Annotated in this window: 23 protein-coding genes and 3 tRNA genes; 8 read left to right on the top strand and 18 right to left on the bottom strand. The window is 70.9% G+C overall.

Features of this window, described 5'->3' with window-relative positions; translation table 11 throughout:
* Positions 1 to 206 precede the first annotated feature (206 nt).
* The 3 genes from purM to ABH940_RS32430 all read right to left on the bottom strand — a co-directional run bounded on the left by purM (position 207) and on the right by ABH940_RS32430 (position 3,926).
* A complete protein-coding gene (purM, locus tag ABH940_RS32420) occupies positions 207 to 1,286 on the bottom strand; it encodes a phosphoribosylformylglycinamidine cyclo-ligase (RefSeq protein ID WP_370072059.1) in 1,080 nt (359 codons plus the stop codon).
* Between the two features lie 151 nt (positions 1,287 to 1,437).
* Positions 1,438 to 3,015: an amidophosphoribosyltransferase gene (gene purF, locus ABH940_RS32425; RefSeq protein WP_370072058.1), complete on the bottom strand. Its 1,578-nt coding sequence runs from the start codon at positions 3,013 to 3,015 to the stop codon at positions 1,438 to 1,440.
* 101 nt (positions 3,016 to 3,116) lie between these two features.
* A complete protein-coding gene (locus ABH940_RS32430; RefSeq protein WP_370072057.1) occupies positions 3,117 to 3,926 on the bottom strand; it encodes a sterol carrier family protein in 810 nt (269 codons plus the stop codon).
* A 290-nt stretch (positions 3,927 to 4,216) separates the two neighbouring features.
* Between ABH940_RS32430 and ABH940_RS32435 the strand changes: the two genes are divergently transcribed.
* A complete protein-coding gene (locus ABH940_RS32435; protein WP_370072056.1) occupies positions 4,217 to 5,143 on the top strand; it encodes a DMT family transporter in 927 nt (308 codons plus the stop codon).
* Positions 5,144 to 5,171: 28 nt separating this feature from the next.
* Here ABH940_RS32435 and sigJ read toward each other — a convergent pair whose 3' ends face one another.
* The 5 genes from sigJ to purS all read right to left on the bottom strand — a co-directional run bounded on the left by sigJ (position 5,172) and on the right by purS (position 10,141).
* Positions 5,172 to 6,005 (bottom strand): RNA polymerase sigma factor SigJ, encoded by an 834-nt coding sequence (sigJ, locus tag ABH940_RS32440; protein WP_370106929.1) that lies wholly within the window; start codon positions 6,003 to 6,005, stop codon positions 5,172 to 5,174.
* Between the two features lie 65 nt (positions 6,006 to 6,070).
* The gene (locus tag ABH940_RS32445; protein ID WP_370072055.1) at positions 6,071 to 6,637 is read right to left on the bottom strand and encodes a carboxymuconolactone decarboxylase family protein; all 567 of its coding nucleotides are present in this window, start codon (positions 6,635 to 6,637) and stop codon (positions 6,071 to 6,073) included.
* 305 nt (positions 6,638 to 6,942) lie between these two features.
* On the bottom strand, positions 6,943 to 9,198 hold the full coding sequence (purL, locus tag ABH940_RS32450) for a phosphoribosylformylglycinamidine synthase subunit PurL (protein WP_370106909.1): 2,256 nt from the start codon (positions 9,196 to 9,198) through the stop codon (positions 6,943 to 6,945).
* Complete coding sequence (gene purQ / locus ABH940_RS32455; RefSeq protein WP_370072053.1) at positions 9,198 to 9,878, bottom strand: phosphoribosylformylglycinamidine synthase subunit PurQ; 681 nt, start codon at positions 9,876 to 9,878, stop codon at positions 9,198 to 9,200. The genes purL and purQ overlap by 1 nt, the downstream gene beginning before the upstream one ends.
* Complete coding sequence (purS, locus tag ABH940_RS32460) at positions 9,875 to 10,141, bottom strand: phosphoribosylformylglycinamidine synthase subunit PurS (protein ID WP_370072052.1); 267 nt, start codon at positions 10,139 to 10,141, stop codon at positions 9,875 to 9,877. The genes purQ and purS overlap by 4 nt, the downstream gene beginning before the upstream one ends.
* A 377-nt stretch (positions 10,142 to 10,518) precedes the next feature.
* Here purS and ABH940_RS32465 point away from each other — a divergent pair, with 377 nt between their 5' ends.
* The 4 genes from ABH940_RS32465 to ABH940_RS32480 all read left to right on the top strand — a co-directional run bounded on the left by ABH940_RS32465 (position 10,519) and on the right by ABH940_RS32480 (position 11,325).
* Entirely contained in the window at positions 10,519 to 10,842 is a 324-nt protein-coding gene (locus tag ABH940_RS32465; protein WP_370072051.1) for an Lsr2 family protein, read from the top strand.
* 143 nt (positions 10,843 to 10,985) lie between these two features.
* A tRNA-Gly gene (locus ABH940_RS32470) sits at positions 10,986 to 11,057 on the top strand.
* Positions 11,058 to 11,152: 95 nt separating this feature from the next.
* Positions 11,153 to 11,225 (top strand) — tRNA-Gly (locus ABH940_RS32475).
* A gap of 24 nt (positions 11,226 to 11,249) precedes the next feature.
* Positions 11,250 to 11,325 (top strand) — tRNA-Gly (locus ABH940_RS32480).
* 150 nt (positions 11,326 to 11,475) lie between these two features.
* Here the strand turns inward: ABH940_RS32480 and ABH940_RS32485 are convergent.
* The 4 genes from ABH940_RS32485 to purD all read right to left on the bottom strand — a co-directional run bounded on the left by ABH940_RS32485 (position 11,476) and on the right by purD (position 17,538).
* Positions 11,476 to 12,381 carry a phosphoribosylaminoimidazolesuccinocarboxamide synthase gene (locus tag ABH940_RS32485; protein WP_370072050.1) on the bottom strand — a complete coding sequence of 302 codons (906 nt, stop codon included), beginning with the start codon at positions 12,379 to 12,381 and terminating at the stop codon, positions 11,476 to 11,478.
* A gap of 176 nt (positions 12,382 to 12,557) precedes the next feature.
* A complete protein-coding gene (locus ABH940_RS32490; RefSeq protein ID WP_370106910.1) occupies positions 12,558 to 14,054 on the bottom strand; it encodes a N,N-dimethylformamidase beta subunit family domain-containing protein in 1,497 nt (498 codons plus the stop codon).
* 267 nt (positions 14,055 to 14,321) lie between these two features.
* Positions 14,322 to 15,806, bottom strand: a complete 1,485-nt coding sequence (locus ABH940_RS32495; RefSeq protein WP_370106911.1) for a hypothetical protein — start codon at positions 15,804 to 15,806, stop codon at positions 14,322 to 14,324.
* Between the two features lie 475 nt (positions 15,807 to 16,281).
* Positions 16,282 to 17,538, bottom strand: coding sequence for a phosphoribosylamine--glycine ligase (purD, locus tag ABH940_RS32500; protein ID WP_370072047.1), 1,257 nt, complete (start codon positions 17,536 to 17,538; stop codon positions 16,282 to 16,284).
* Positions 17,539 to 17,872: 334 nt separating this feature from the next.
* Here purD and ABH940_RS32505 point away from each other — a divergent pair, with 334 nt between their 5' ends.
* Positions 17,873 to 18,664: an SLATT domain-containing protein gene (locus tag ABH940_RS32505; RefSeq protein ID WP_370072046.1), complete on the top strand. Its 792-nt coding sequence runs from the start codon at positions 17,873 to 17,875 to the stop codon at positions 18,662 to 18,664.
* 7 nt (positions 18,665 to 18,671) lie between these two features.
* On the opposite strand, the gene ABH940_RS32510 is transcribed toward ABH940_RS32505, so the two are convergent.
* From ABH940_RS32510 to ABH940_RS32535, 6 genes are all read right to left on the bottom strand, one after another.
* On the bottom strand, positions 18,672 to 19,319 hold the full coding sequence (locus ABH940_RS32510; protein ID WP_196193503.1) for a hypothetical protein: 648 nt from the start codon (positions 19,317 to 19,319) through the stop codon (positions 18,672 to 18,674).
* Between the two features lie 101 nt (positions 19,320 to 19,420).
* Positions 19,421 to 20,167: a GntR family transcriptional regulator gene (locus ABH940_RS32515; protein WP_370106912.1), complete on the bottom strand. Its 747-nt coding sequence runs from the start codon at positions 20,165 to 20,167 to the stop codon at positions 19,421 to 19,423.
* Between the two features lie 213 nt (positions 20,168 to 20,380).
* Positions 20,381 to 21,754 carry an aspartate aminotransferase family protein gene (locus ABH940_RS32520; protein WP_370072044.1) on the bottom strand — a complete coding sequence of 458 codons (1,374 nt, stop codon included), beginning with the start codon at positions 21,752 to 21,754 and terminating at the stop codon, positions 20,381 to 20,383.
* 106 nt (positions 21,755 to 21,860) lie between these two features.
* Positions 21,861 to 22,331: an N-acetyltransferase family protein gene (locus ABH940_RS32525; protein WP_370072043.1), complete on the bottom strand. Its 471-nt coding sequence runs from the start codon at positions 22,329 to 22,331 to the stop codon at positions 21,861 to 21,863.
* Between the two features lie 11 nt (positions 22,332 to 22,342).
* On the bottom strand, positions 22,343 to 22,939 hold the full coding sequence (locus tag ABH940_RS32530) for a GNAT family N-acetyltransferase (RefSeq protein ID WP_370106913.1): 597 nt from the start codon (positions 22,937 to 22,939) through the stop codon (positions 22,343 to 22,345).
* 125 nt (positions 22,940 to 23,064) lie between these two features.
* Positions 23,065 to 24,348, bottom strand: a complete 1,284-nt coding sequence (locus ABH940_RS32535) for an adenylosuccinate synthase (RefSeq protein ID WP_370072041.1) — start codon at positions 24,346 to 24,348, stop codon at positions 23,065 to 23,067.
* A 132-nt stretch (positions 24,349 to 24,480) separates the two neighbouring features.
* Between ABH940_RS32535 and ABH940_RS32540 the strand changes: the two genes are divergently transcribed.
* Both ABH940_RS32540 and ABH940_RS32545 read left to right on the top strand, forming a co-directional pair.
* The gene (locus ABH940_RS32540; protein WP_370106914.1) at positions 24,481 to 25,308 is read left to right on the top strand and encodes a diacylglycerol kinase; all 828 of its coding nucleotides are present in this window, start codon (positions 24,481 to 24,483) and stop codon (positions 25,306 to 25,308) included.
* 197 nt (positions 25,309 to 25,505) lie between these two features.
* Positions 25,506 to 25,925: a DUF3151 domain-containing protein gene (locus tag ABH940_RS32545; RefSeq protein ID WP_370072039.1), complete on the top strand. Its 420-nt coding sequence runs from the start codon at positions 25,506 to 25,508 to the stop codon at positions 25,923 to 25,925.
* Positions 25,926 to 26,039 lie beyond the last annotated feature (114 nt).

The raw sequence follows: 26,039 nt of genomic DNA on the forward strand, positions 1-26,039 counted from the left end.
CGAGAAGGCGGAGTCACCGTTCAGGAAGGTGCCGATCTTGCTCGCGGCCCCGTCCTCGTCGGCCCCCTTCATGATCTTGGTGCCCAGGGCCGCGGGGGCGCCCGCCCCGCCCGCCCCCCCCCCCCCCCCCCCCGCCCCCCCCCCCCGGGGGGGCCCCCCCCCCCCCCCCCCCCCCCGCCCCTCGGTGTTGCACCGTCTGGCGAAGGTCAGGCGTACGCGCCGTACAGCGCCGCGCCCTCCGCCTTCGCGTAGTCGCCCTCGCGGGCGACGATGTCGCCCAGCAGCCAGGACTCGACGTCACGGTCCTCCAGGACCGCCATCACGGCGTCCACGGACTCCGGCGGCACGACCGCCACCATGCCGATGCCCATGTTGAGCGTCTTCTCGATCTCCAGCGTGTGCATCTTGCCGACCTCGGCCACCGTCTGGAACACCGGCATCGGCGTCCACGTGCCGCGGTCCAGCCGCGCGTGCAGGCCCGCGGGGATGACGCGGGCCAGGTTCGCCGCCAGGCCGCCACCCGTGACGTGGGAGAAGGCGTGGATCTCGGTCGCCCGCGCCAGCGCCAGGCAGTCCAGGGAGTAGATCCGCGTCGGCTCCAGCAGCTCCTCACCGAGCGTCCGGCCGAACTCAGGGACCTCCCGGTCCAGCTGCCAGCCGGCTTCCTTCAGCAGGACGTGGCGGACCAGCGAGTAGCCGTTGCTGTGCAGGCCGGAGGCCGCCATCGCGATGACCACGTCGCCCGCGCGCACCCGGTGCGCGCCGAGCAGCGCGTCGGCCTCGACCACGCCCGTGCCCGCGCCGGCCACGTCGTACTCGTCCGGGCCGAGCAGGCCCGGGTGCTCGGCGGTCTCGCCGCCGACCAGCGAGCAGCCGGCCAGGACGCAGCCCTCGGCGATGCCCTTGACGATCTGCGCGACCCGCTCCGGGTGGACCTTGCCGACGCAGATGTAGTCGGTCATGAACAGCGGCTCGGCGCCGCAGACGACCAGGTCGTCGACGACCATGCCGACGAGGTCGTGGCCGATGGTGTCGTGCTTGTCCATCGCCGCGGCCAGCGCGACCTTGGTGCCGACGCCGTCCGTGGCGGTGGCCAGCAGCGGGCGCTCGTAGCGCTTGAAGGCGCTGGCGTCGAAGAGCCCGGCGAAGCCGCCCAGGCCGCCGACGACCTCGGGGCGGGTGGTCTTGCCGACCCACTCCTTCATCAGCTCGACGGCCAGGTCCCCGGCCTCGATGGAGACGCCTGCGGCGGCGTAGGTCGCACCAGTGGACTGCTGGTCACTCACGGGACGGCCCTTTCGGGTCACAAGGGGTGTGGCGCGTAGCGCCTCGTACAGGGGTGGTGGTGGGCGGCGGGTGGGGGGAAAACCGGGGGGCGGGCGCGGCGGGCGCCGTTCACCGGCGCCCGCCTGCCGACACCTGCGTCGGCGACACGCCCTAGGGGCGCCGCAGCGCGTCGGACGCGCCGGGGCCGCTGATCAGCGTCTGCACGCCGTCGACGTCCGAGCGGTTGCCGCCGCGCGTCGGCGGGGCCTGCTTGGCGGCGGAGATCTCCGCCTCCAGCAGGTGCTTGCCGAGCAACTGGGGGTCGGGCAGGTCGACCGGGTAGACACCGTCGAAGCAGGCCCGGCAGAGCCGGTCCTTGGGCTGGTCGGTGGCCGCGATCATGCCGTCGATGGAGATGTACGCCAGCGAGTCCGCGCCCAGCGAGGAGGCGATCTCCTCGACGGACAGGCCGTTGGCGATCAGCTCGGCGCGGGTGGCGAAGTCGATGCCGAAGAAGCAGGGCCACTTGACCGGCGGCGAGGAGATCCGGATGTGGACCTCGGCCGCACCGGCCTCGCGCAGCATCCGGACCACGGCGCGCTGGGTGTTGCCGCGGACGATCGAGTCGTCCACGACGACCAGCCGCTTGCCGCGGATGACGTCGCGCAGCGGGTTCAGCTTGAGCCGGATGCCGAGCTGGCGGATCGTCTCGTTGGGCTGGATGAAGGTCCGGCCCACGTAGGCGTTCTTGACCAGGCCGGACCCGAACGGGATCCCGCTCTCCTCGGCGAAGCCGATGGCGGCCGGGGTGCCGGACTCCGGAGTCGCTATCACCAGGTCGGCCTCGACCGGCGCCTCACGGGCCAGCGTGCGGCCCATCTCGACGCGGGAGAGGTGGACGTTGCGCCCGGCGATGGAGGTGTCCGGACGGGCCAGGTAGACGTACTCGAAGACGCAGCCCTTGGGCACGGCCTCGGCGAAGCGGGAGGTGCGCAGGCCGTTCTCGTCGACGGCGATCAGCTCACCGGGCTCGACCTCGCGGATGAAGGACGCGCCGACGATGTCGAGTGCGGCGGTCTCGGAGGCGACGACCCAGCCGCGCTCCAGGCGGCCCAGCACCAGCGGGCGGATGCCCTGCGGGTCGCGGGCGGCGTAGAGGGTCTGCTCGTCCATGAAGACCAGCGAGAACGCGCCCTTGACCTTCGGCAGGATCTGCCGGGCGGTCTCCTCGATGGAGAGGTCCGGCTGGCCCGCGAGCAGGGCGGTGAGCAGGTCGCTGTCGTTGGTGACGGCCGGACGGCCGGAGCGGGAGACGTGCTCCTCGCCGGGCAGTTCGGCGACCAGCTTGGCCAGTTCGGCGGTGTTGACCAGGTTGCCGTTGTGACCGAGCGCGAGGCTGCCGTTGGCAGTCGCACGGAAGGTCGGCTGGGCGTTCTCCCACACCGAGGAACCGGTGGTGGAGTAGCGGGCGTGACCGACCGCGATATGACCCTGGAGGGAGTGGAGGGAGGTCTCGTCGAAGACCTGGGAGACGAGTCCCATGTCCTTGTAGACGAGGATCTGGGAACCGTTGCTCACAGCGATGCCCGCGGACTCCTGTCCGCGGTGCTGCAGGGCGTAGAGCCCGAAGTAAGTGAGCTTGGATACCTCTTCGCCGGGGGCCCAGACTCCGAAGACGCCGCAGGCGTCCTGCGGGCCCTTCTCGCCGGGGAGGAGGTCATGGCTGAGTCGTCCGTCACCACGTGGCACGTAACCGAGTCTAGGGCAGGTGGACACGCCGGACCGACGACGCACGATCCATTCGATTTCGGAGGGCGGGGTAAGGGGTTCCGGACGCGCGTAGAACGGCCTCAGCCCATCACGGGGAGTAGCGAGGACAGATCGCTGCGCTCACCACTGGCCGTGAGTTCCGCCACGTCCACAGCCTGCGCCCAGGTGGTCCGGCCCGTCGCCAGGCGGATCCAGGGCAGCGGCGCGGTCTCCACGACGTTGGGCGGCGTACCGCGCGTGTGCCGCGGCCCCTCGACGCACTGCACCACCGCGAAGGGCGGGATCCGCAGCTCGACGGCCCCGCCGGGCGCGCGGACCGCGAGGGCGTCGGCGAGCAGCCGGCAGGTGGACGCGAGCGCGTGCCGGTCGTGCGGGAACGCGTCGAGCGCGAGCGCGTCAGCGAGGTCGTCGGCGTGGACGACGGTCTCGACCAGGCGGGTGACCAGGTAGTCGTCGAGCAGCAGCACGCCCCGCCGGTGGACGACCCGCGCCTGGGGCCCGTGCCGGTCGGGGTCGAGCTCGGCGAGCGCGCGGTCGATCGCTTCGCGCAGCACGGCCCGCACGTCGTCGGCCTTCGCCGCGCTCTCCTCGGCGGCGTCCGCGATGGCCGCGGCGGAGGTCCGGGTGCCCGCGGCCCAGTCGGCGAGGGTGCCTGCGGCCTGCGTCCCGTCGTCCGGCGCGGCGAGGAAGCGCGGCAGCGCGTCGAAGGCGGTGGCCAGATGCGCGACGAGCTCCCGCACCCGCCAGCCGCCGAGCCGGGTCGGCAACTCCAACTGCGCGTCGTCGAGCCCTTCGACGACACCCCACAACGCCTCGGCCTGCGCGCGGAGCGCGGCCCGGGACTTCAGCCGGTCGTAGGTACGCGCGCGGGGACGCGAGGCAGGCGACATGCTCGGCACTCTAGCCAGTCGGGCCGCCTCCACGGCTCGGGACGCTGCACGGTCGGGGGGCGCGGGGGCTCTGCTGATCTGCGGCTCCGCCGCGCGGGCGCGACAAGCCACCCAGGTCGGTGAGATCCCAAGCGGACAGGGCCATCCTCCTGGGGAGGGTTCTCGCGCAGGTCCCCGCGCCCCTGGGTGTTGCAACTTCCCGACTGCTCAGGAGCTGATTGGCGGGATGTCAGTAGTGAAGTGGCCGTTTACCGCTTGCAGGGGCTCCCGCCCGTCGGAACCCTTGAGGCGTGACCACGGAAAGCACCACCGCACCCCTCATCCCCGACTCCGGCTCTTCCGCCGTCTCCGGTCGACCCGCCCGCCTCGCGGCCCTCGCCGCAGGCGTGACCGTCGTGCTGTGGGCGTCCGCCTTCGTCGGGATCCGGTCCGCGGGGCACGACCTGTCCGCGGGGCCGCTCGCCCTGCTCCGGCTCGTCGTCGGGACCGCCGCGCTGGGCGCGATGACGCTGCTCCGGCGCGAGGCGTGGCCCTCGCGGCAGGATCTGCCGCGCATCCTGCTCATCGGCGTGCTGTGGTTCGGCGCCTACAACCTGATGCTCAACACCGCCGAGCAGCGGGTGGACGCCGGGACGGCGTCGATGCTGGTCAACGTGAGTCCGATCCTGATCGCCGTGATCGCGGGGCTGGCGCTCAAGGAGGGTCTGCCGAAGTCACTGCTGCTCGGCGTCACGGTCTCGTTCTCGGGTGTGCTGGTCATCGGATTCGGCTCGGCAGAGCACGGACGTACGGACTGGCTCGGCGCGGCCCTCTGCGTCGGCTCCGCCGTGGTCTACGCGACGTCGGTGATCCTGCAGAAGCCCATGCTCAGCCGGGTCTCCCCGCTGCCGCTGACCTTCCTGGCCTGCGCCGTCGGCATGATCGTGTGCCTGCCGTTCGGCCCGCAGCTGTTCGACGAGCTGCCCAAGGCGCACACCTCCGGCATCGTCTGGACCGTCTACCTGGGCCTGATGCCGACCGCCGTCGCGTTCACCACCTGGGGCTACGCCCTCGCCCGCACGAAGGCGGGCAAGCTCGGCGCCACCACCTACCTCGTCCCGCCGATCTCGATCCTGCTCGGCTGGCTGATGCTGGGCGAGACGCCGACCTGGGTCGCCGTCGGCGGTGGCGTGCTCTGCCTCGGCGGCGTGGCCGTGTCCCGGTTCACTCGGCGGTAATTCACTCGGCAGTTCACCCGGCGGTAATTCACCCGGCGGCAGGCGCCTGCGGCACGGTGACGTGCCGGAGCTTGTCCGGGTTGCGGATCAGCCGGACCTCCGAGATCAAGCCGTTCTCGTCCAGGTCGACGGTCAGCACGTCGTCGGTCACGCCGTCGGCGCTGATCAGTACCCCGAACTTGCCGTTGACGTTCACCGGGTGGACCCCCAGCTGCCCCGGCAGGTAGCGCGCCAGCACGCCCATGGTCCAGCGGACCACGTGGTCCGGGCCGTGCAGCGGGCGCAGCGCGGCGCGAATCCTGCCGCCGCCGTCGGACCAGACGGTGACGTCGGGGGCAAGCAGCTCCATCATCCGGTTCATGTCCCCGCCGAGGCACGCGGCCAGGAACTCCTCCGTCGCCGCCCGCCGCGTCTCCGCCGGGGCGTCGTAGCGGGGACGCCGCGCCTGGACGTGGGAGCGGGCGCGGCTGCCGACCTGACGGACCGCCGCCTCGGAACGGTCCAGCATGTCGCCGATCTCGGCGAACGAGAACCCGAAGACCTCCTTGAGCAGGAAGACCGCCCGCTCCAGTGGGGAGAGCGTCTCCAGGACCACCAGCATGGCCAGCGAGACGCTCTCCGCCTGTTCCACGGCATCGCCGGCGTCGCCCGCGTCCGGCGCGGTCACCAGCGGCTCGGGCAACCACGGCCCGACGTAGGACTCACGCTGGGCCGTGGCGGACTGAAGCTTGTTCAGCGACAGGTTGGTGACCGTTCGCGCGAGGTACGCACGCGGCTGGACAACCCGGTCGACGTCGACCGCGCTCCACTTCAGCCAGGCGTCCTGCACGATGTCCTCGGCGTCGGCCACGCTGCTGAGCATGCGGTAGGCGATGCCGAAGAGCGTGGAACGGTGCTCCTCGAAGGTCGTCAGGACTGCGCTGTCGGTCACGCCTTCGACGGTACCCCGGGTACCTCGCAACGGTCCTTGAAACCCTGCCCCACGAGCCCCACAGCGGAGTTGACGCGGGATCGGAGGTTCTCCACGGCGACGACCGCGGTCAGCTCGACAAAGGCCGGCTCACCGAGCTGCTTGACCAGTCCGTCCACCATCGCGTCGGTGACGGTGGGCTCGGTCTCGGTCATGGCGTCGGCGTACTCCAGCACGGAGAGCTCCAAGGGCGTGAACACCTCCCGCGCCTCCCGCCACATCGGCACGGCCCGCAGCTTCTCCTGCGGGATGCCCGTCGAGTGCGCCTCCCAGTACCCGAAGTCCATGCACCACGAGCACCCGATCCGCGCGGCGGCTGCCATCACGGCCAGCCGCGTCAACCGCGGGTCGAGAGCCTTCCACTTGGCGACCTTCCGCTCGAACCCGGCGTAGGCCAGCAGCACCTTGGTGTTGTGGCCGTAGACCTTCCCGGGGTCGAGCACGTCCCCGTAGACGCGCTTGGAGTACCACTCCGCGATCCGGTAGACGATCGTGCGGGGAGGGGTGAGCGAGATGCGGGCCATGGTCGTTTCCGCCTTCCTGAGACCCGGTTGCCGGGCTTCCGGTAGGGAAGACAGGGCAGCGCCCCAGAACGTGACACCACCCGATCGAGCGACCCGAATCCCCTCGACACGGCCCAGAACGCCGCACTGCGCTGCGATTGCGCGGGGGCGGTGTCCCGCGAAGTGAACCCGGTCGCCCTCCGGACGGTGGGCCTACCGGGTTTCGCGTTTTCTGAGCTACAGGCGACGAACGTCCGAAACGACCCGCAATGACAGTGGGCCTTGGTGACGTCCCGTCACCAAGGCCCACAGCTACAGACTCTCGCCTACGCGAGCAGCGCCTCGATCACGCCCGTGTTCGCCTCGCGGAGCTCGGCGAGCGGCAGCGAGAAGTGGCCCTGGAGCTCGACCACGTCGCCGTCGACGACGCCGATGCGGGTGGCCGGGAGGCCCCGGACGCCGCACATCTCGGTGAAGCGGAGTTCCTCACTGCGCGGGACCGCGACGATCGCGCGGCCGGCCGACTCCGAGAAGAGGAAGACGAACGGGTCCAGCGCCTCCGGAACGACCAGACGGACGCCCTGGCCGCCCTTGAGCGCGCTCTCCACCAGGGCCTGGATCAGGCCGCCGTCGGAGAGGTCGTGCGCCGCGTCGATCATGCCGTCGCGCGAGGCGGCGATCAGGATCTCGGCGAGCAGCTTCTCGCGGGCAAGGTCCAGCTTCGGCGGCAGACCGCCGAGGTGGTTGTGGGCCACCTGCGCCCACGCCGAACCGCCCAGCTCGTCGCGGGTGTCGCCGAGGAGGTAGACCAGCTGGCCCTCCTCCGCGAACGCCATCGGCGTACGCCGCGTCACGTCGTCGATCACGCCCAGCACGGCCACGACCGGCGTCGGGTGGATCGCCTCGGTGCCCGTCTGGTTGTAGAGCGAGACGTTGCCGCCGGTGACCGGGGTGCCGAGCTCCAGACAGCCGTCGGCGAGACCACGGGTGGCCTCGGCGAACTGCCACATGACCTCCGGGTCCTCCGGGGAGCCGAAGTTGAGGCAGTCGGAGACGGCCAGCGGCTTGGCGCCGGTCGCGGCGACGTTGCGGTAGGCCTCGGCCAGCGCCAGCTGCGAGCCGACGTACGGGTCGAGCTTGGTGTAGCGGCCGTTGCCGTCCGTGGCGATGGCGACGCCGAGGTTGGTGGACTCGTCCACGCGGATCATGCCGGAGTCCTCCGGCTGCGCGAGCACCGTGTTGCCGAGCACGAACTGGTCGTACTGCGAGGTGATCCAGCTCTTGTCGGCCTGGTTGGCCGAGCCGACCAGCTGCAGCACGGCCGCGCGCAGCTCGTCGCCGTTCGCCGGACGCGCCAGGCGCTCGGCGGTCGGGGCGTCGGCCTGCAGGGCGTCCTGCCAGCTCGGGCGGTGGTACGGGCGCTCGTAGACCGGGCCGTCGTGGGCCACGGTGCGCGGGGCCACGTCGACGATCTTCTCGCCGTGCCAGAAGATCTCCAGGCGGTCGCCGTCGGTGACCTCACCGATGACGGTCGCGGTGACGTCCCACTTCTCGCAGATCGCGAGGAACGCCTCGATCTTCTCCGGCTCGACGACCGCGCACATGCGCTCCTGCGACTCACTCATGAGGATCTCCTCGGGAGTGAGCGTCGCGTCGCGCAGCGGGACGTCGTCCAGGTCGCAGCGCATGCCGCCGGAGCCGTTGGACGCCAGCTCGCTGGTCGCGCAGGAGAGACCGGCCGCACCGAGGTCCTGGATGCCGACGACGAGCTGCGCCCGGAAGGCCTCCAGGGTGCACTCGATCAGCAGCTTCTCCTGGAACGGGTCGCCGACCTGGACCGCCGGGCGCTTGGACGGCTTGGTGCCGTCGAAGGTCTCCGAGGCCAGGATCGACGCGCCGCCGATGCCGTCGCCGCCCGTCCGGGCGCCGTAGAGGACGACCTTGTTGCCCGCGCCGGACGCCTTGGCCAGGTGGATGTCCTCGTGCTTCATGACGCCCACGGCCAGCGCGTTGACCAGCGGGTTGCCCTGGTAGCAGGCGTCGAAGACGACCTCGCCACCGATGTTGGGCAGGCCCAGGCAGTTGCCGTAGCCGCCGATGCCCGCGACGACGCCGGGCAGCACGCGCTTGGTGTCCGGGTGGTCCGGCGCGCCGAAGCGCAGCGGGTCCATCACGGCGACCGGGCGGGCGCCCATGGAGATGATGTCGCGGACGATGCCGCCGACGCCGGTGGCCGCGCCCTGGTAGGGCTCGACGTACGACGGGTGGTTGTGCGACTCGATCTTGAAGGTGACCGCGTAGCCCTGGCCCACGTCGACGACGCCGGCGTTCTCGCCGATGCCGACGAGCATGGCGTCGGACTGCGGGGCCTTCTCGCCGAACTGGCGCAGGTGCACCTTGCTCGACTTGTAGGAGCAGTGCTCGGACCACATCACCGAGTACATGGCCAGCTCGGCGCCGGTGGGACGGCGGCCCAGGATCTCGCGGATCCGGAGGTACTCGTCTTCCTTGAGACCGAGCGCCGCCCAGGGGAGCTCGACGTCCGGCGTCTGCTCAGCGTTCTTAACCGTGTCGAGCGTCATTACGCATTCACCAGCCGCTTGATGATCGAGGTGAAGAAGCCGGTGCCGTCCGTGCCGCCGGTGCCGACGATCGGCTCGACCGCGTGCTCCGGGTGCGGCATCAGGCCGACGACGTTGCCGGCGGCGTTGCTGATGCCGGCGATGTCGTCGATCGAGCCGTTCGGGTTGCCGTCCAGGTAGCGGAAGACGACCCGGCCCTCGGCCTCCAGCTCGTCGATGGTGCGGCGGTCCGCGGTGAACCGGCCGTCCATGTTCTTGAGCGGGATCATGATCTCCTGGCCCTGCGCGTAGTCGCTGGTCCAGGCGGTCGTGATGTTCTCGACCCGCAGCTTCTGGTCCTTGCAGACGAAGTGCAGGTGGTTGTTGCGGAGCATGGCACCGGGCAGCAGGTGCGACTCGGTCAGCACCTGGAAGCCGTTGCAGATGCCGAGGACCGGCATGCCGCCCCTGGCCTGCTCGATGATCGTCTCCATCACCGGCGAGAAGCGGGAGATGGCGCCGGCGCGCAGGTAGTCGCCGTAGGAGAAGCCGCCCGGCAGGACCACGGCGTCGACCTGGTGCAGGTCCTTGTCGCGGTGCCAGAGCGCGACCGGCTCGGCGCCGGCCAGCTTGACGGCTCGGAGCGCGTCGCGGTCGTCGAGGCTGCCAGGGAAGGTGACGACGCCGATCCGCGCGGTCACTGTCCCTCCTCGACAGGCACAGCCTCGACGTGGACGGTGAAGTCCTCGATGACGGTGTTGGCGAGGAAGGTCTCGGCTGCCTGGTGGATGCGGGCCAGCGCGGCGTCGTCGACCGGGCCCTCCACCTCCAGCTCGAAGCGCTTGCCCTGGCGGACGTCGGTGATCCCCTCGAAGCCCAGGCGCGGCAGCGCGCGCTGCACCGCCTGGCCCTGCGGGTCGAGGATCTCCGGCTTCAGCATGACGTCGACAACGACGCGTGCCACAGGTACTCCCGGTGATGAGTGGTGCGGGGACTTCCCAGCCTACCGGGGTGAAAATGCGATCTTGGAGACTCATCCAGCGCGACGCGCGTAGAACGCCGAATCGTGCGGAGGTTCACACAAAGCACGCGCCCACGCCGGGCTCTCCCGCGCCCACACTCACGCCCGCACTCACGCCCGCAGCGAACAGCGCGGCCCTCCTACCAAAATTGCCCGTATCAGAGGTTTCGCGCCGGTATCAGCGCGGTACCGAAACGACACGAAAATAGCGCGGAAAAATCCTGCCTCTTCGATTTCTGGGGTCATTGGGGGCAGAATGGCATCGCCGGTCGCGGCCAGCACCTGCGGTCGCACGGCAAAGCCCGAGAGGATTGGCTTCCATGGCTCAGCGCGTTGTGGTCACGCTCTCCGACGACCTCGACGGAGGGGTTGCCGAAGAAACGGTTCAGTTCGGACTCGACGGAAAGTCGTACGAGATCGACCTGTCCACCAAGAACGCGGAAAAACTCCGTTCCGCGCTTGCGCCCTATGTACAGGCAGGCCGGAAGCAAGGCCGCGCAACGGCGGCGAAGACCCCGCGGCGGACCGAGGTCGCCCCCGATCCGGCAACGGTCCGGGCCTGGGCACAGTCCCGCGGCATCGACCTGCCGGCCCGTGGTCGACTTCCCAAGCACGTCTACGAGGCGTTCGCGCAGGCGAGCTGAGAACTCGCCCGTCGAAACTTTCTGGACAATACGGACATACCGCCCCGCCGTGGTGATCACGGCCCGCGAGATGGGCTAATGTTCTTCTCAGCGGAACGCACCGCAGACAGCGGCCGAAAGGCCAGGTCGGCGGGGCGACTCTCGCAGGTGTAGCTCAGTAGTAGAGCGTCCCTCTTCCAGAGGGAAGGCACAGTGTGCGATCCCTGTCACCTGCTCTCATCCGCTCGGCCTCATCAAAAGGGTGGCGAAAGCTCCCTCTGTGATGGGGTAGAGTGGAGGGCACGCCGAGGCCTACGGGTCTCGGAGTACTGCGGACGTGGCTCAGTTGGTAGAGCATCACCTTGCCAAGGTGAGGGTCGCGAGTTCGAATCTCGTCGTCCGCTCTCAATCTCATAACCTCATATCGTGCGGACGTGGCTCAGTTGGTAGAGCATCACCTTGCCAAGGTGAGGGTCGCGAGTTCGAATCTCGTCGTCCGCTCCAGCAAAGGGCGCCTCTTCAGAGGCGCCCTTTTTGCATGCCGTCCCGAAGCGCGTGGGCATGGGCACGGGAGCCGTCACCGGAGCGCACGCGGGCAGCCACCCGCGTGCGGATGGCTGCCCGCCGAGGACCATCCGCACGCCGGCGGAAGGATCAGCTCCAGGCCAGGCCGGTGATGCGCTCGTAGGCCTCGATGTAGCGGGCGCGGCTCTGCGCCACGACCTCCTCCGGCAGCACCGGCGGCGCCTCCTCCCCCTTGGGGTTCCAGCCCGAGGCGGGCGAGGAGAGCCAGTCGCGGATGAACTGCTTGTCGAAGGAGGGCTGCGCGCGGCCCGGCTCCCACTGGTCGGTCGGCCAGAAGCGCGAGGAGTCCGGCGTCAGCACCTCGTCGGCGAGGACCAGGCTCTCGCCGTCCTCGTCCAGGCCGAACTCGAACTTGGTGTCCGCCAGGATGATCCCGCGCTCGCGGGCGATGTCCCGGGCCCGGCTGTAGACCGCGACGGTGGTCTGCCGCAGCTGCGCCGCGACGTCCGCACCGACGCGACGGGCGACCTCCTCGTAGGGGACGTTCTCGTCGTGCTCGCCGACCTCGGCCTTGAGGGCCGGGGTGAAGATCGGCGCGGGCAGCTCGGAGCCGTCGACCAGGCCCTCGGGCAGGGTGATCCCGCACACCGTGCGGGACTCGTTGTACTCGACCAGGCCGGAGCCGGTCAGGTAGCCACGGGCGACGCACTCCACCGGCAGCATGTCCAGGCTGCGGCAGATCAGCGTCCGGCCCTCCCAGTCGGCGGGCGCGCCGGCCGGGACCTCGCTCGAGATCACGTGGTTGGGGACCAGGTCCTGGAGCCGCTCGAACCACCACAGCGAGAGCTGGGTCAGGATCCGTCCCTTGTCGGGAATCAGTGAGGGAAGCACCCAGTCGAAGGCGGACTGGCGGTCACTGGCGACCATCACCAGCTGTCCGGCCTCATCACGGTAGAGGTCACGGACCTTTCCCGTGTGGAGGTGGATCAAGCCGGGCACCTGCACCGGCTCGGGCTTCTCGACGAATCCGCTCAAGGTGGTCCCCTCGGGACTTCAAGACGTGGGTCTGTGGGTGGGTGGCCGGTCATGAGTCTTTCATGCAGGACTTTCACGCCGCGAAATCGGGTTCTCGCCACCGACCGCGCCCCGCTCGTTCAGCGGACCGTGCAGCGCGCCGTGCGGAGTTCGGCGCGGAGTTCGGTGCGCCGTGTTCAGTGCACCTTGCAGATACGATCCAGCAGGTTTGCGGTGGCCCGCTGAACGCGCTCGTCGGTGTGACCCGGACGGTCCAGCGCCGGTGACCAGGCGAACGTGCCGCTGGCGAAGACATGGGCGCCGCTCGCCGCCCGGTAGAGCGAGGTCTCCTGGTGGCGACCGACCCCTCGGACGTCCTTGTAGGGCGAGTGCGCCAGCAGCACCCGTTCCGTCGACTCGGGCAGCGGGACGCGCGGGAAGTACCGGTCGGACTCCCCGGCGACCAGCGCCGGGATCTCCTCCCCGTCGCGCAGGCCGGTGCCCTCCCACACCCAGTGGTCGGTGTTGTGGACGACCATCGGGACCGGTTCGGGGACCCGGCCGGAGTACTGAATGCCCATCAACTGCTGCTCCGGCTCGCCGAGGTCACGCCAGAGCACGCTCGCCGGTGTCTCCGCCTGGCGCTTGCTGCAGGTCAGCAGCCGGTCCGGCTCACCCGCCGGGCCCTGGTGCAGTTGGACCTGCCAGTACATGGTGTTGGCGGAGAGGAAGACCAGCGAGGTGCCGCCGTCCCTGGCCCGCTCCACGGCACGCCGCATCGGCGCGGACCAGTACTCGTCGTGGCCGGGGAAGATCAGCCCCCGGTAGCGGGTCGGATCGACCCGTCCGGCGTGCAGGTCGGTCGCGTTGGCGTAGGCGAGGTCGTACCCGTAGCGCTCGGCCCAGCGGATGAAGTCGTAGGCGTGGCCGATGTGCAGCGGCAGCCCGGCACCGGCGTAGGGGCGGTCGAAGGAGACGGTGGTCGCCGCCGCCGGCTCACCGAGCAGCTCCCCCTTCTCGTTCCACGCGTGGTAGAGACTGGCTCCGGTCCGGCCGTCCTCGGGGTAGAGGTTGTACGCCTGCCAGGTGACGTCGGGCAGGAGCAGCAGCAGGTCGGCGGCCCGCCCGGCGCGGACGGTGAACGGGATGTGGCTCCGGTGCCGGTGGTCGGCCGTGGTCAGCACCGCGACGTAGGCGCCCGGCGTCCAGTGCAGCGGGACTTGCAACCGCCAGGACATCCACCAGTGGTGGCAGGAGACCGTCCGCCCGGCCACCAGCGGGGCGGGCTGCACGAGTCCGGAGACGCGCGGGCTGGCCGCCATATGACGTGCTCCCGCTCCGCCGTAGTGGCCGATCCGGTAGACGTCGACGGTGAATTCCTGCGGCGGGTTGACGCTGACCCGCAGGTCGAGCGAGCCGCCGAGATCGGTCGCCCCCGCGGCGAAGCCCTTGATCTGCCCGCCGACGTCGTCCGAGGTGCGCGGTCTGCCGAGCGCGGGCTTGGGGTCGTAGTCGGGGGACCGCCGCGCAGCGGGCAGCAGCGCAGGATCCACGTACCAGGGGACCATCAGGCCGGTGTCGCCGAAGTACTGGTCCGCGCCGCGCAGCCACGGCAGCGGGCCCTGGCCGAACGGGTCGGTCACCCCGTGCGCGAGCGCGCCGGACTCCCAGCGGCGGGTCTGCTCTGCACCCACTGCCCCCGACCCCCTCCTGCGCCCTGCCGGCCCCGGCACCCACCGGACCGGCCTCGCCCACCGGACCTCGTGGTCCCGTCGGGCCCGCGCGACCGGACTTTGACGAACTGTTAGAGGAACTCCGTTACCGTGCGCTGCCGATGACTCACCGGCAGTACATCCATCCTAATCACAGGGACGACATCAGAGCAGGGGCGGTGCCGGGATTGACGCTGCGTCACCGCTGTCTGGTCACGGACCGTCACCACGAAGGGGCGGGGCGGCCGTTCATCGCAGTCTCGCCGGACGCGCCAGGGATATGCCGGCCCCCTCCAGCCAGACCCGCAGTGGCTCGTCGTCACCGTGCTCCACCGCGAGTGCGATCGGTGCGCCGAGGTCGGCGCAGCGACGGCCGTCGACCAGCAGCACCGGACCGTCCAGCCAGTCCATCCCGGGCTCCGCACGCCCCGCGTCCACGGCCGCCCGGCAGACCAGCGCGTGGAGGCCGTCGGAGACCGCGTCCCGACCGCTGCGCGAGACCGGCAGCCCGTTGCGCTGGGCCTCCAGCCGCGCCGCCAACTGCTCCCCCGTTCCGGCGCGCAGGGCGCGCAGGGCGGTCGCCAGCGCCCCCGCGGGCGAGGCTATCTCCGCCCCCAGCGCCGCCAGCAGCGACGCGGACTGGTTGCCCCACTGTCGCAGCACGACCTCGCGCGGGTAGTCCGCCCAGTCCAGCCGGGACTCGCCGCTGCCGGGCGCGGGCAAGGCGTTCGGCCCCACGTAGAAGAGACTCGCGGCCAGCAGCGAGGTGGCCTCGTCGATCCGGCCCGGCTCGTCCAGCAGGTCGCAGGCCGGGCGCTCCCCCAGACGGCTCTCGAAGCCCTCGGCCAGCCGGTCCCGACGGGACAGCTCGGTCAGGGCGGACACCACCCCCGCGTTGAGCCGCGTCGGGCACCGCCCGAGCCGCCACGCGGGCAGTGCGACCCGGGTCAACAGCCGGTCCCAGCCCGCGTAGGCGAGACCGACCTGCTCCTGGGCGGCGATGCGCATTCCGTAGTCGACCTGGCGGGCCTGCTCCGACGCCCACCCCGCGACGGCCCGCTCCATCTCCGCCGCGTGGACGCGCGAGCGCCGCAGCAGCGAGCGCGCGGGTATGGAGGCCCAGAAGCCGCCGCGGCCCTGGTGCGCGCCGAGCAGCGCGTCCAGCCCGTGGGTGAACCGGCGGGCGGCGGAGATCTCCGGATCGAGCGCGCAGGCCGTCCCGGCGACCACGGGCGCGAGCAGCGCCCGCAGCTCGGCCACCCGCATCCACCACAGGAACGGCGAGCCGACGACCAGCGTCGGCGGTGCCGGGCTGCGTCCGCCGGGGGCGGTCTCGTCCTCCAGCCAGCTGTCGCAGTCGGGTGTCAGCGCGATCGCCCCGGGCGCCGGCACCTCCATCCGCTCGGCCAGCTCGCGCACCATCCGGTGCAGCTCCGGAGCCTCCCGCTCGGTGAGCCGCACGGACGGGGTCCGGTGCGGCCGGGCCCGCCGCAGCGCGACGGCGAAGGCCGCGGCCCAGCCCAGCGTCAGCAGCGCCACCGCGACCACGGCGTACCGCGCCGCGTCCCACGCGGCGGCGTCCGCGCTGCCGGGCGCGCCCAGATGACCCGTGAACCGCCCCGCCACCAGCACGGCCGCAAGCGCGGCCGGCACTGCGGCGAGTGCGACCGCGAGCCCGCGCAACCGCAGGATCACGGCCGCCCGGGCGGTGGCCCCATTCGTGCTGACACCCATGGCTCGGTTCACCCCCTACCGCCTGCCGCCGACCGTCGGCTCCCGACGAGAGCCCACGGGAGTCGGCGAGCGTTCTGGCTTTCGCACGGCATACGCCCTTGTCCGATCCGACGCACGAGCCCGGCCCGGTGTTCCTGCCGCAGCCCGGAACCACTCGGATCAGTGATTCCCTGTGGACCGCAGCTTCCCCCCTGGCGCGATGGTGTACCCGCGCAGGCCCGGAGCGCGCAGTCGGGCTCACGCCGGTCCTGGGCACGATACGGCCGGGTGCGGCCGTACGTCAGGCGTATGCGCTTCCCATCACCCGAAGGAATGTTCGCGTGGGCTAATCGCCCCGCGCGAGGAGATTTTCTGCTTCGGTCGGAGGCATTGCCCCAAACAGGGAGCGAAGCCCTGCGGGCGGCGACCAGCGCTCCCGCAGGTTGTTGCACTGCCAAGGGGCGCGGGGAACTGCCTGCGGGAGCGAAAAGTGCTGCTACTCCCCCGCTGCGGCCTTGGCCGCGATGTCGGAGCGGTGGTGGCTGCCCTGGAGGGTGAGCTTCGCGACGGAGTCGTACGCGCGGGTGCGGGCCTCGGTCAGGTCCTTGCCCGTCGCGGTCACCGACAGGACGCGGCCCCCCGCGCTCAGCACCGTCTCGCCGTCCTCGGCCAGCCGCGTGCCCGCGTGCAGGACGTAGGCCGTGCCGTCCTCCGTCTCGGCCTCCGCGAGGCCGCCGATCGGGTCGCCGCTGCGCGGGGACGCCGGGTAGCCCTCCGAGGCGACCACGACCGTCACCGCTGCGCCGTCACGCCAGCGCAGCTCGGGGAAGTCGGCCAGGTGGCCCGTCGCCGCCGCGTACAGCAGCCCGCAGAGAGGAGTCTTCAGCCGCGCCAGCACGACCTGCGTCTCCGGGTCGCCGAAGCGCGCGTTGAACTCGATCACCCGCACGCCGCGCGACGTGATCGCCAGGCCGGCGTAGAGCAGACCGGAGAAGGGGGTGCCCCGGCGGCGCAGCTCGTCGACGGTGGGCTGGAGGACGGTCTCCTGGACCTCCTCGACCAGCTTCGGGTCGGCCCACGGCAGCGGCGAGTACGCGCCCATCCCGCCGGTGTTGGGGCCCGCGTCGCCGTCGCCCACGCGCTTGAAGTCCTGGGCCGGCTGGAGCGGGACGACGGTGGTGCCGTCGGTGACGGCGAAGAGGGAGACCTCGGGGCCGTCGAGGAACTCCTCGATGACCACGCGCTCGCAGTGGGCCGCGTGGTCCGTGGCGACCTGGAGGTCGTCCGTCACCACGACGCCCTTGCCGGCGGCCAGGCCGTCGTCCTTGACCACGTAGGGCGCGCCGAAGGCGTCCAGGGCCTCGGCGACCTCCTCGGCGGTGGTGCAGACGTAGGAGCGCGCGGTGGGAACGTTGGCCGCGGCCATGACGTCCTTGGCGAACGCCTTGCTCCCCTCCAGCTGCGCGGCCTCGGCACCGGGGCCGAAGACGGGGATGCCACGCTCGCGGACGGCGTCGGCGACGCCCGCGACCAGCGGGGCCTCCGGGCCGACGATGACGAACTCGGCGCCGAGTTCGACGGCGAGGTCGGCGACCGCCCGGCCGTCCAGCTGGTCCACGGCGTGGACCTGGGCGACCTGGGCGATACCGGCGTTGCCGGGCGCGCAGTGCAGAGAGGTGACTTCGGGATCAAGCGAGAGCGCGCGGCACAGGGCGTGTTCGCGGGCGCCGCCGCCGATGACAAGGACCTTCACACCCCCAGAGCCTAGTGCCTACCAGGAGGGCCGGGTTCCGGCCGGGTCCTGGCGGGGTCCCGGGCACGCCGCCCGCGTCGCACATCTCCGCTTCATCACGACTGAAGAGACAATTCGCAACAATCCGGCAGCCAGTCAGATCGGTGCCATCGAAACACCCACTCGTAGGGGTGAGATATGGACCAGCCGCAGAGAGCCGAATCCCTGCGCCCACCTTGCGAAACCTGCACGATTTCGCACAACAATCCGACCCGAACCGCCACCAAGCTCAGCCATTTGGCGGTAAGAAGTAGCTCTTGGAAGCCGAGCAGGCCGAAGGACAGGGAGTTCCACGGTGAGCCAGCCGGAGATGCAGCCCGAGGAGTCCTCCTGGGGCAAGGAGGCCGGGGCTGAGGACACGTCAGCCACGGCGGCTCCAGCCGTGCCCGCGCCGCGCTCGGCAGGTGGTGGACGTGACCTGAGCGTGCGCCAGTTCCCCCTGGGCGACTGGGGCGAGCCCGCGGAGCGCCTGGAGGAGCTCTACCGCTGGTCGGAGGAGCGCGCCGTCGAGGCGATCGACTGGTACCACCGCGACCGCCGCTGGAAGCGCGGCGGCGCCCGGCTGCTGCGCGGGCTGGCGGCGTTGCTCGCCGTGGGCGGCGCGGTCCTGCCGATGGTCGCCCTGACAGGCGTCTGGAGGGCGGGTCAGGACTGGGGCTACGTGCTGCTCCTGCTCGCGGGGTGCAGCCTGCTCGCGGACCGCGTCTTCGGCCTGACCAGCGGCTGGATGCGGGACGTCAGCACCGCGCACGCACTGCAGCGGCGACTCGAGGCGTTCCAGTTCGACTGGGCCTCGGAGTGCGTCCGCGAGGTGCTCGGCCCGACCGAGGGCACCGCGAGCGAGGCCGCGGAGCGCTGTCTCGGCGTGCTGCGCCGGTTCTGTGAGGACGTCTCGGACATGGTCCGCAGCGAGACCTCGGAGTGGATGCTGGAGTTCCGCGCCTCCATGACGCAGCTGCCGACGCAGTCGGCGGGCAGCTGGGGCGGCCGGGTCGAGGGCGCGAACGCGCAGGTCCGCGTCCTCCCCACGATGGGCACCCGCCCCACGATGCCCCGGCAGCGCCCCCCGGAGTCCCCGCTCCGTTAGCGATCCGTCAGGCGAAGACGATCATCGAGCCCTGGGCCAGAGCACGGGTCGCCGCGGCGTGGAGGCCGGTCCAGGCGTGCCGTTCGCGGGAGTAGGGGCCGTCCTGCCCCGGAGGGGGAAACGCGGGGCCTTCGAGCGTCGTCGGCGCGACCGGGCGGACCGGGACCGGCGGGAGCGCGGGGTCGATGCCGATGTGCGGGGCCACCGCCTCCAGCTCCTTGAGGAGCCGCTGCACCGAACCCAGCGGGCCGCCGGTGGCGAGGAGCGCGTCGTCGACGACGGGGAGGTCGAAGTCCAGCGGGACGTACGCCCCGGCGTGGTCGAAGTGCCAGACCAGGTGACTCTGCTCGGCCGTCGACTCGAACATCTCCAGCAGTTGCTCGTAGTCGCCGCCCAGCTCGTCCACCGGCGTGACGTCGAGGCCGGTCAGCTGGAGCAGGTACGCGCGGCGGAGGAAGTGCAGCGAGTCGTAGTCGAACGCCGCGACCGGCTCCACGTCGCCGCTCAGGCCCGGCATGTACTGGAAGACCGGCACCTGCGGCAGCCCTGCGGCCGTCAGGGACCCGTTGTAGATCTCCAGGTCCTCAGCGAACGGGTTGTCAGGGCTGAGCACCAGCAGGTCGACCAACGGGACGAGCCAGACGTCACAGGCCAACACGCTCTCCTGACGGTCTCGACGGGGTTCTCGGGCAACGATCACAGACTGCCGATCGCGGCGACGATCCGGGGCTGTCCACCCTACTGCGTCGCCTGCGGTCACGGACCCGGTTCGCGGACGGGCGCACGCGGCCCCGGGACATGCGGCAGCGGCTCCCCGCAGAGCATGGACATCTGCCGCAGGGACTCCTCGTTGTAGTCGACCAGCATCAGGTGGACACCGGCGATGTCGTGGGCCTCGATCCGCTCGACCAGCTCCAGATGCCGGGACCAGCAGAACCCGGCAAGGTCCTCGCGGCCCCGCAGAAACGCGGAGGCGAAGATCCAGTACTGGACCCGCAGTTGGTCCAGGTAGTCGCTGATCCGCCGGTTCCCGGCGAACCTGCCGAGCTCGCCCCAGAAGCGGCGGTCGCAGCCGACCAGGACGTCAAGCTGTCCGGCGCGGGCCGCCTGGACCGCCGCGTCCGCGCGACGGCGCAGGGACGGGACGGCCGCGCCGTCGAGATAGGCCATGCGCGGGCGGACCCTGCGGAAGATGCCGTCGATCACCAGCGACCTGGCCTCGACGATGTCGATGAAGTCGTCCCAGGTGTAGCGCGGCACGGCGAAGCCGCGGCCCTGCTCGACCACCAGCAGGCCCTGGGCCGCCAGGTCGACCAGGGCCTCACGGACCGGAGTGGCGGAGACGCCGTAGAGCTCGGCGATCTCCTTGACGGTGAAGTGGCGGCCTGCGGCGAGGCGACCGGCCATCAGCTCCTCACGGAGCGCTCCGGCGACCTGCTCGCGGAGCGAGCTGCGCTGGACCACGGCCGGAAACGCGCGCTCGGGGGCTCTGCCACTCGGCATGACCGTTCCCTCCGCTTTCTTCCCGACTGATCCACTTACTCACTTCTGCCTGGCTTACCCCTTGTTGTCCGCATACCGCCGGTCCAGGCCCCCCAATGGTAAGGCCCCGCATCCCCCGTTCGGAGGGGTTGCGGGGCCAATGTGGTTCAGGCCGAGTCACGACCTGGTTAAGTTGTCTGACCAACAAACCTGCAGGTCAGGGCATGTACACGCTCAGACCGTGTGCGCGTCGGTCAGCGTCAGCACCTCGTCGAGGATCGCGAGGCCCTCCTTGGCCTCGGCCTCGCTGACGTTGCAGGGCGGCACGACGTGGAAGCGGTTCATGTTGGTGAACGGCCAGAGTCCGCGCTTCTTGCACTCCGCCGCCAGCTCCGCCATCGGCGCGTTGGCGGCGCCCGCCGCGTTGTAGGGGGTGATGGGCTCGCGGGTCTCGCGGTTCTTCACCAGCTCGACCGCCCAGAAGACACCCAGGCCGCGGACCTCGCCCACGGACGGGTGGCGCTCGGCGATGGCCCGGAGCTCCGGGCCGATCACGGTCTCGCCGATGCGCTTGGCGTTCTCGACGATGCCCTCCTCGGCCATGGCGTTGATCGTCGCCACGGCGGAGGCGCAGGCCAGCGGGTGGCCGGAGTACGTCAGACCGCCCGGGAAGGGGCGCGTCGCGAAGGTCTGGGCGATCTCGCCGCTGATCGCGACACCGCCCAGCGGGACGTAGCCGGAGTTGACGCCCTTGGCGAAGGTCAGCAGGTCCGGGGTGACGCCCCAGTGGTCCGCGGCGAACCACTCGCCGGTGCGGCCGAAGCCGGCCATGACCTCGTCCAGGATGAAGACGATCCCGTAGCGGTCGCAGATCTCGCGGACGCCCGCGAGGTAGCCCGCCGGCGGGACCAGGATGCCTGCGGTGCCGACGACGGTCTCCAGGATGATCGCGGCGACGGTCTGCGGGCCCTCGAACGCGACGACCTGCTCCAGGTGCGCCAGCGCGCGCTCGCACTCCTGCGCCTCGTTCTCGGCGTGGAAGTTGGAGCGGTACGGGTACGGGCCCCAGAAGTGCACGACACCGGAGACGCCGGTCTCGTTCTGCCAGCGGCGCGGGTCACCGGTCAGCGTGATCGCATTGGCCGTGCCGCCGTGGTACGAGCGGTAGGTGGAGAGCACCTTCTGGCGGCCGGTGTGCAGGCGCGCCATGCGGATGGCGTTCTCGACGGCCTCGGCGCCGCCGTTGGTGAAGAAGATCTTGTCGAGGTCGCCGGGGGTGCGCTCGGCGATCAGCCGGGCGGCCTCGGAGCGGGCCTCGATGGCGAAGGCCGGCGCGAAGGTGCAGAGCTTGGCCGCCTGCTCCTGGATCGCGGCGACAACCTTCGGGTGCTGGTGACCGATGTTGGTGTTGACCAGCTGGGAGGAGAAGTCGAGGTAGCGCCTGCCCTCGTAGTCCCAGAAGTACGAGCCCTCGGCCCCGGCCACGGCGAGGGGGTCGATCACGGACTGCGCGGACCACGAGTGGAAGACGTGGGCACGGTCGGCAGCCTTGACCGCCTGGCCGAGCGCCGGGTCTGCGTCAACAGAGGGGCCTGGGGAGATCGTCATGCCCACCAGCGTATTTTTCGCCTGACCGCCCCCGGTACAGACATCCTGTCTGACGATCCGGGGGCAGGGCGACAGGCTGTCAGCCGATCCTCCAAGCGACCAGGGCTTATGCGGGCTCGGCAGGCGTCACTTCGGCAGGCATCGCATAGAGCAGGAACGGGGTCTTCTCGCCGTGCCGGTCGTAGACGGAGCGGGCGCGGTAGTTGTCGTCGGCCGTGTTCCACCGGATCTGGTACCAGCCGCGTTCCCGGGCGATCCGGCGCAGCTCGGCGAGGAGGGCGTCGACCGCACCGCTGCCGCGCCGGGCCGGGTCCACGAAGAGGTCGTGGAGGAAGCCTCGGGTGCCGCGCAGCGGGGAGTGGTCCGGGGCGAAGTGCGCCAGGCCGATCGCGGTTCCGTCAGCGTCACGCGCGAGCAGGCACTCGACGGGGTGGTTTGCGTCGTGGATCCAGGCCCAGGACTCGGCGAGCCGCTCCTCGGTCAGTTCGACGTGGTAGAACGTGGCATAGCCGATGAAGAGCTCGCGCCAGCGCGGGTAGTCCTCGGCGGTGGGGGCGGAGATGGTGATGTCAGCCATGGTGATGAGATTCAGCCCTTTGCGAGTCGTTCGGTGAGCTGCTTCTTCGCGGCCGGCCACTCGTCGATGTGCATGCCGAAGTAGGCGCTGTCGCGCCAGGTCCCGTCGGAGCGTTGCACCTGGCGTCGGAGCACTCCCTCCCGCTGTGCGCCGAGGCGGGCGATGGCGTCCTGGGAGCGTTCGTTGCGGATGTCTGTCTTCCACTGGATCCGGCCGTAGCCGAGGTCCTCGAAGGCGTGGGTGAGCAGGAGCAGCTTGGCCTCGGTGTTGGTAGCGGTGCGCCAGTGCGAGCGGGCGTACCAGGTCCAGCCGATCTCCAGGCGTTCGTGCTGCTCCTGGATGTCGAGATAGGTGGTCCAGCCGACGGGCCGACCAGTCGTCAGATCGACGACGGCGAAGGCGAGGCAGCGGTCCGGGCCGTTCAGCAGCGCCTCGATGCATCCGGCCAGCTCCTCGGCGCTGCGCGGGGCCGCCCGGAGCCACTGGAAGACCTCCTCCACGCACAGCCTCAGGGACTCCCAGAGGGCGGGGGCGTGGTCGACGGTGAGCGGCTCCAGCCGGATGTGCCGGCCGGTCAGCACGACGGAAAGGGGCGTCTTCGCGGTCATGGTCGAAACATAACTCCACTTTGAACTAGATGCAATCAATATCTGCACTAGTACAAATCGCCAAGAGAGGAGCGCGAAAGGCCCCCGCCGGAGGGGCAGGGGCCGAGTCGCAGACTGCTGCGCTGCTACAGCAGCGAGTGCACCTGGATGGTCTCGGTGCGGCCGGGGCCGATGCCGATGGCGGAGATGCGGCAGCGGGAGAGCTCCTCCAGCGCCTTGACGTAGTCCTGGGCGTTCTTCGGCAGGTCGTCGAAGGTCTTCGCCTTGGTGATGTCCTCGGACCAGCCCGGCAGCATCTCGTAGACCGGCTTCGCGTGGTGGAAGTCGGTCTGCGAGTAGGGCACCTCGTCGACGCGCACGCCGTCGATCTCGTACGCGACGCAGACCGGGATCTGCTCCCAGCCGGTCAGCACGTCGAGCTTGGTGAGGAAGATGTCGGTCAGACCGTTGATCCGGGTCGCGTAGCGGGCGATCGGCGCGTCGAACCAGCCGCAGCGGCGGTCACGGCCGGTGGTCACGCCACGCTCGCCGCCGATCCGGCGCAGCGCCTCGCCGTCCTCGTCGAAGAGCTCGGTCGGGAACGGGCCGGAGCCGACGCGGGTGGTGTAGGCCTTGAGGATGCCGATCACGCGGTCGATCTTGGTCGGACCGATGCCGGTGCCGGTGCAGGCGCCGCCCGAGGTCGGGTTGGACGAGGTGACGAACGGGTACGTCCCGTGGTCCACGTCGAGCAGCGTGCCCTGGCCGCCCTCCATAAGGACGACCTTGCCGTCCTCCAGCGCTTGGTTGAGCAGCAGCGCGGTGTCGGCGACGAACGGGCGGAGCTTGTCCGCGTAGCCGAGGTACTCCTCGACGACCAGCTCGGCCGGCATGGCCCGGCGGTTGTAGAGCTTGACCAGGATCTGGTTCTTGTCGCTGAGGGCCGCCTCGACCTTCTGTCGCAGGATGCTCTCGTCGAAGAGGTCCTGCACCCGGATGCCGATGCGGTTGATCTTGTCGGCGTAGGAGGGTCCGATGCCGCGCCCGGTGGTGCCGATCTTCCGCTTGCCCAGGAACCGCTCGGAGACCTTGTCCATGGTCCGGTGGTACGGGGTGATCAGGTGGGCGTTGCCGGAGATCACCAGCTTCGAGGTGTCCACACCACGGTCCTGCAGGCCCGCCAGCTCGGAGAGGAGCACGGCCGGGTCGATGACGACGCCGTTGCCGATGACCGGGACGCAGTTCGGGCTGAGAATGCCGGACGGGAGCAGATGCAGTGCGTACTTCTGATCGCCTACGACCACCGTGTGACCGGCGTTGTTGCCGCCCTGATAGCGGACCACGTAGTCGACAGAGCCGCCGAGAAGGTCAGTTGCCTTCCCCTTGCCCTCGTCTCCCCACTGAGCGCCGACCAGCACGAGTGCGGGCACAGGCGTACACCCCTTTCGGGCGGGGCACAACACACGGCGGAAGGTCGCCGCACTGGCCCCGGATAGACCAAGCCCCTGGCGCAAAAGCGCAAGGGGCTCTTACACCGAGAGATTACCCGAGGAAGGACCGCGGTGTCGGCTGAGCGTTCGGTGGGTGAGCCCGTGCTGGTCCTGGTCTCACCGGCGGCGCTGTCGCACGACGGCGAGTCGGTGCGGGTCGCCAGGGATGTGCTGGGCGCCGCGCTGCCGATGAAGGCGGTGGTGCCGCAGAGCCTGCTCGATCTTGAGCGTGCGCTGGCCAGACGTGGTCGGCGGCGACCGGTGGTGATCGGCGACGACCGGTACCTCCAGCAGGTCGTCCAACTCCTCCACCAGCAGGCGACGCTGGACGCGGCCCCGGTCGGGCTGATCCCGGTGGGTCGGGGCCACCGGATCGAGGTGGCCCGCGCGCTGGGCGCGGCGACACATCCGGTGCGGGCCGCGCGGGCCGTGGTGAGCGGTGCGGACCGGCTGCTCGATCTGCTGGTCGACGACCACGGCGGCGTGGTGCTGGACGCGGTACGGATCCCGGCAGCCTGTTCGCCCAGGGCGAACACAGTGGCGTCCGCCTGGTGGACAACTGTCGGCCGGAGGGTGGTCCGGGCCCTGGCGCCGCCCTCCGCGCGGGTGCCGGCCCAGCCGCCGCTGCGCGTCGAGGCCGACGGCAGGCTGCTGGCGGACCCGGCCCACCCGATGCGCGGGCTCGCGCTGCGCAGCAGTGAGGGCAGCGCGGAGGTGCGGATCAGTGCCCGGAACGGTCGCAGCGCGATACCCCTCACCGTCCAGGCCCGGCAGGTGACGGTGGCCGGTGGCGCGGGTGGCCTCTTCACCTACGAGGCCGACCATGCGCTGAGCCCGCCGGTCCACGAGCGCACCTGGACGGTCGAGCCGTCCGCCTGGACACTGCGCGTCCCGGTCTGACGCACCGGGCTTGATGCGTCGGGCCGACGGGCAGCGCGCGACGGACCGGGCCGGACTGGCCGACGCACCCGGACGGGCCGACAGGCCGGGCCCGGTGGACGCGCCCGGTAGACCGTGCCCGATAGACCGTGCGCGATGCATGATCTTGATGCGTCCGGGGGGCTTGGGGCCGAAGGCGGAGTGGCAGACTGACTGCCATGACCATTCACGAGAACCTGCTCGGCGGACCGGAGCCGACCCTCCTGCCCGAGGACGAGCAGCCCTACAAGCAGATGGCCGAAGAGTCCGCCTCGCCCGCGCAGATCGCGGCGGCGTTCCCCACCTTCTCCCTGGCCTGGGCGCAGTTGGCGGACGAGTCCTTCGCGGCCGGCCGAGTGGTCGAGTCCTACGCCTATGCCCGCACCGGCTACCACCGCGGCCTCGACTCGCTGCGCCGGGCCGGCTGGAAGGGCCACGGGCCGGTCCCGTGGGAGCACCGCGGCAACCGCGGCTTCCTGCGCTGCCTGGCCGCCCTGGCCCGCGCCGCCGACTCCATCGGCGAGACCGACGAGGCGGCCCGCTGCTGGAAGTTCCTCCAGGACAGCAGCGCCGAGGCGTACACCGAGCTCAAGCAGTAGCGGCGGTAGCCGGTCCCCGATAGGACAGAGACCGCACGAAGGCCCCGGAACCTGGTGGTTCCGGGGCCTTCGGCGCAATACGCGCAATACGCGCGAAGCTCCTGAAACGAGCGA

Source organism: Streptacidiphilus sp. BW17 (genome assembly GCF_041262485.1).
Taxonomy (GTDB): Bacteria; Actinomycetota; Actinomycetes; order Streptomycetales; family Streptomycetaceae; genus Streptacidiphilus.

What these genes read in the sequence shown, in the direction of transcription:
- ABH940_RS32430 (WP_370072057.1), bottom strand. Translation starts at nt 3,926, where the DNA reads ATGTCGCCTGCCTCGCGTCCCCGCGCGCGTACCTACGACCGGCTGAAG.
- sigJ (WP_370106929.1), bottom strand. Translation starts at nt 6,005, where the DNA reads ATGCTCAGCAGCGTGGCCGACGCCGAGGACATCGTGCAGGACGCCTGG.
- ABH940_RS32445 (WP_370072055.1), bottom strand. Translation starts at nt 6,637, where the DNA reads ATGGCCCGCATCTCGCTCACCCCTCCCCGCACGATCGTCTACCGGATC.
- purL (WP_370106909.1), bottom strand. Translation starts at nt 9,198, where the DNA reads ATGACGCTCGACACGGTTAAGAACGCTGAGCAGACGCCGGACGTCGAG.
- ABH940_RS32465 (WP_370072051.1), top strand. Translation starts at nt 10,519, where the DNA reads ATGGCTCAGCGCGTTGTGGTCACGCTCTCCGACGACCTCGACGGAGGG.
- ABH940_RS32495 (WP_370106911.1), bottom strand. Translation starts at nt 15,806, where the DNA reads ATGGGTGTCAGCACGAATGGGGCCACCGCCCGGGCGGCCGTGATCCTG.
- ABH940_RS32515 (WP_370106912.1), bottom strand. Translation starts at nt 20,167, where the DNA reads ATGCCGAGTGGCAGAGCCCCCGAGCGCGCGTTTCCGGCCGTGGTCCAG.
- ABH940_RS32520 (WP_370072044.1), bottom strand. Translation starts at nt 21,754, where the DNA reads ATGACGATCTCCCCAGGCCCCTCTGTTGACGCAGACCCGGCGCTCGGC.
- ABH940_RS32525 (WP_370072043.1), bottom strand. Translation starts at nt 22,331, where the DNA reads ATGGCTGACATCACCATCTCCGCCCCCACCGCCGAGGACTACCCGCGC.
- ABH940_RS32530 (WP_370106913.1), bottom strand. Translation starts at nt 22,939, where the DNA reads ATGACCGCGAAGACGCCCCTTTCCGTCGTGCTGACCGGCCGGCACATC.
- ABH940_RS32545 (WP_370072039.1), top strand. Translation starts at nt 25,506, where the DNA reads ATGACCATTCACGAGAACCTGCTCGGCGGACCGGAGCCGACCCTCCTG.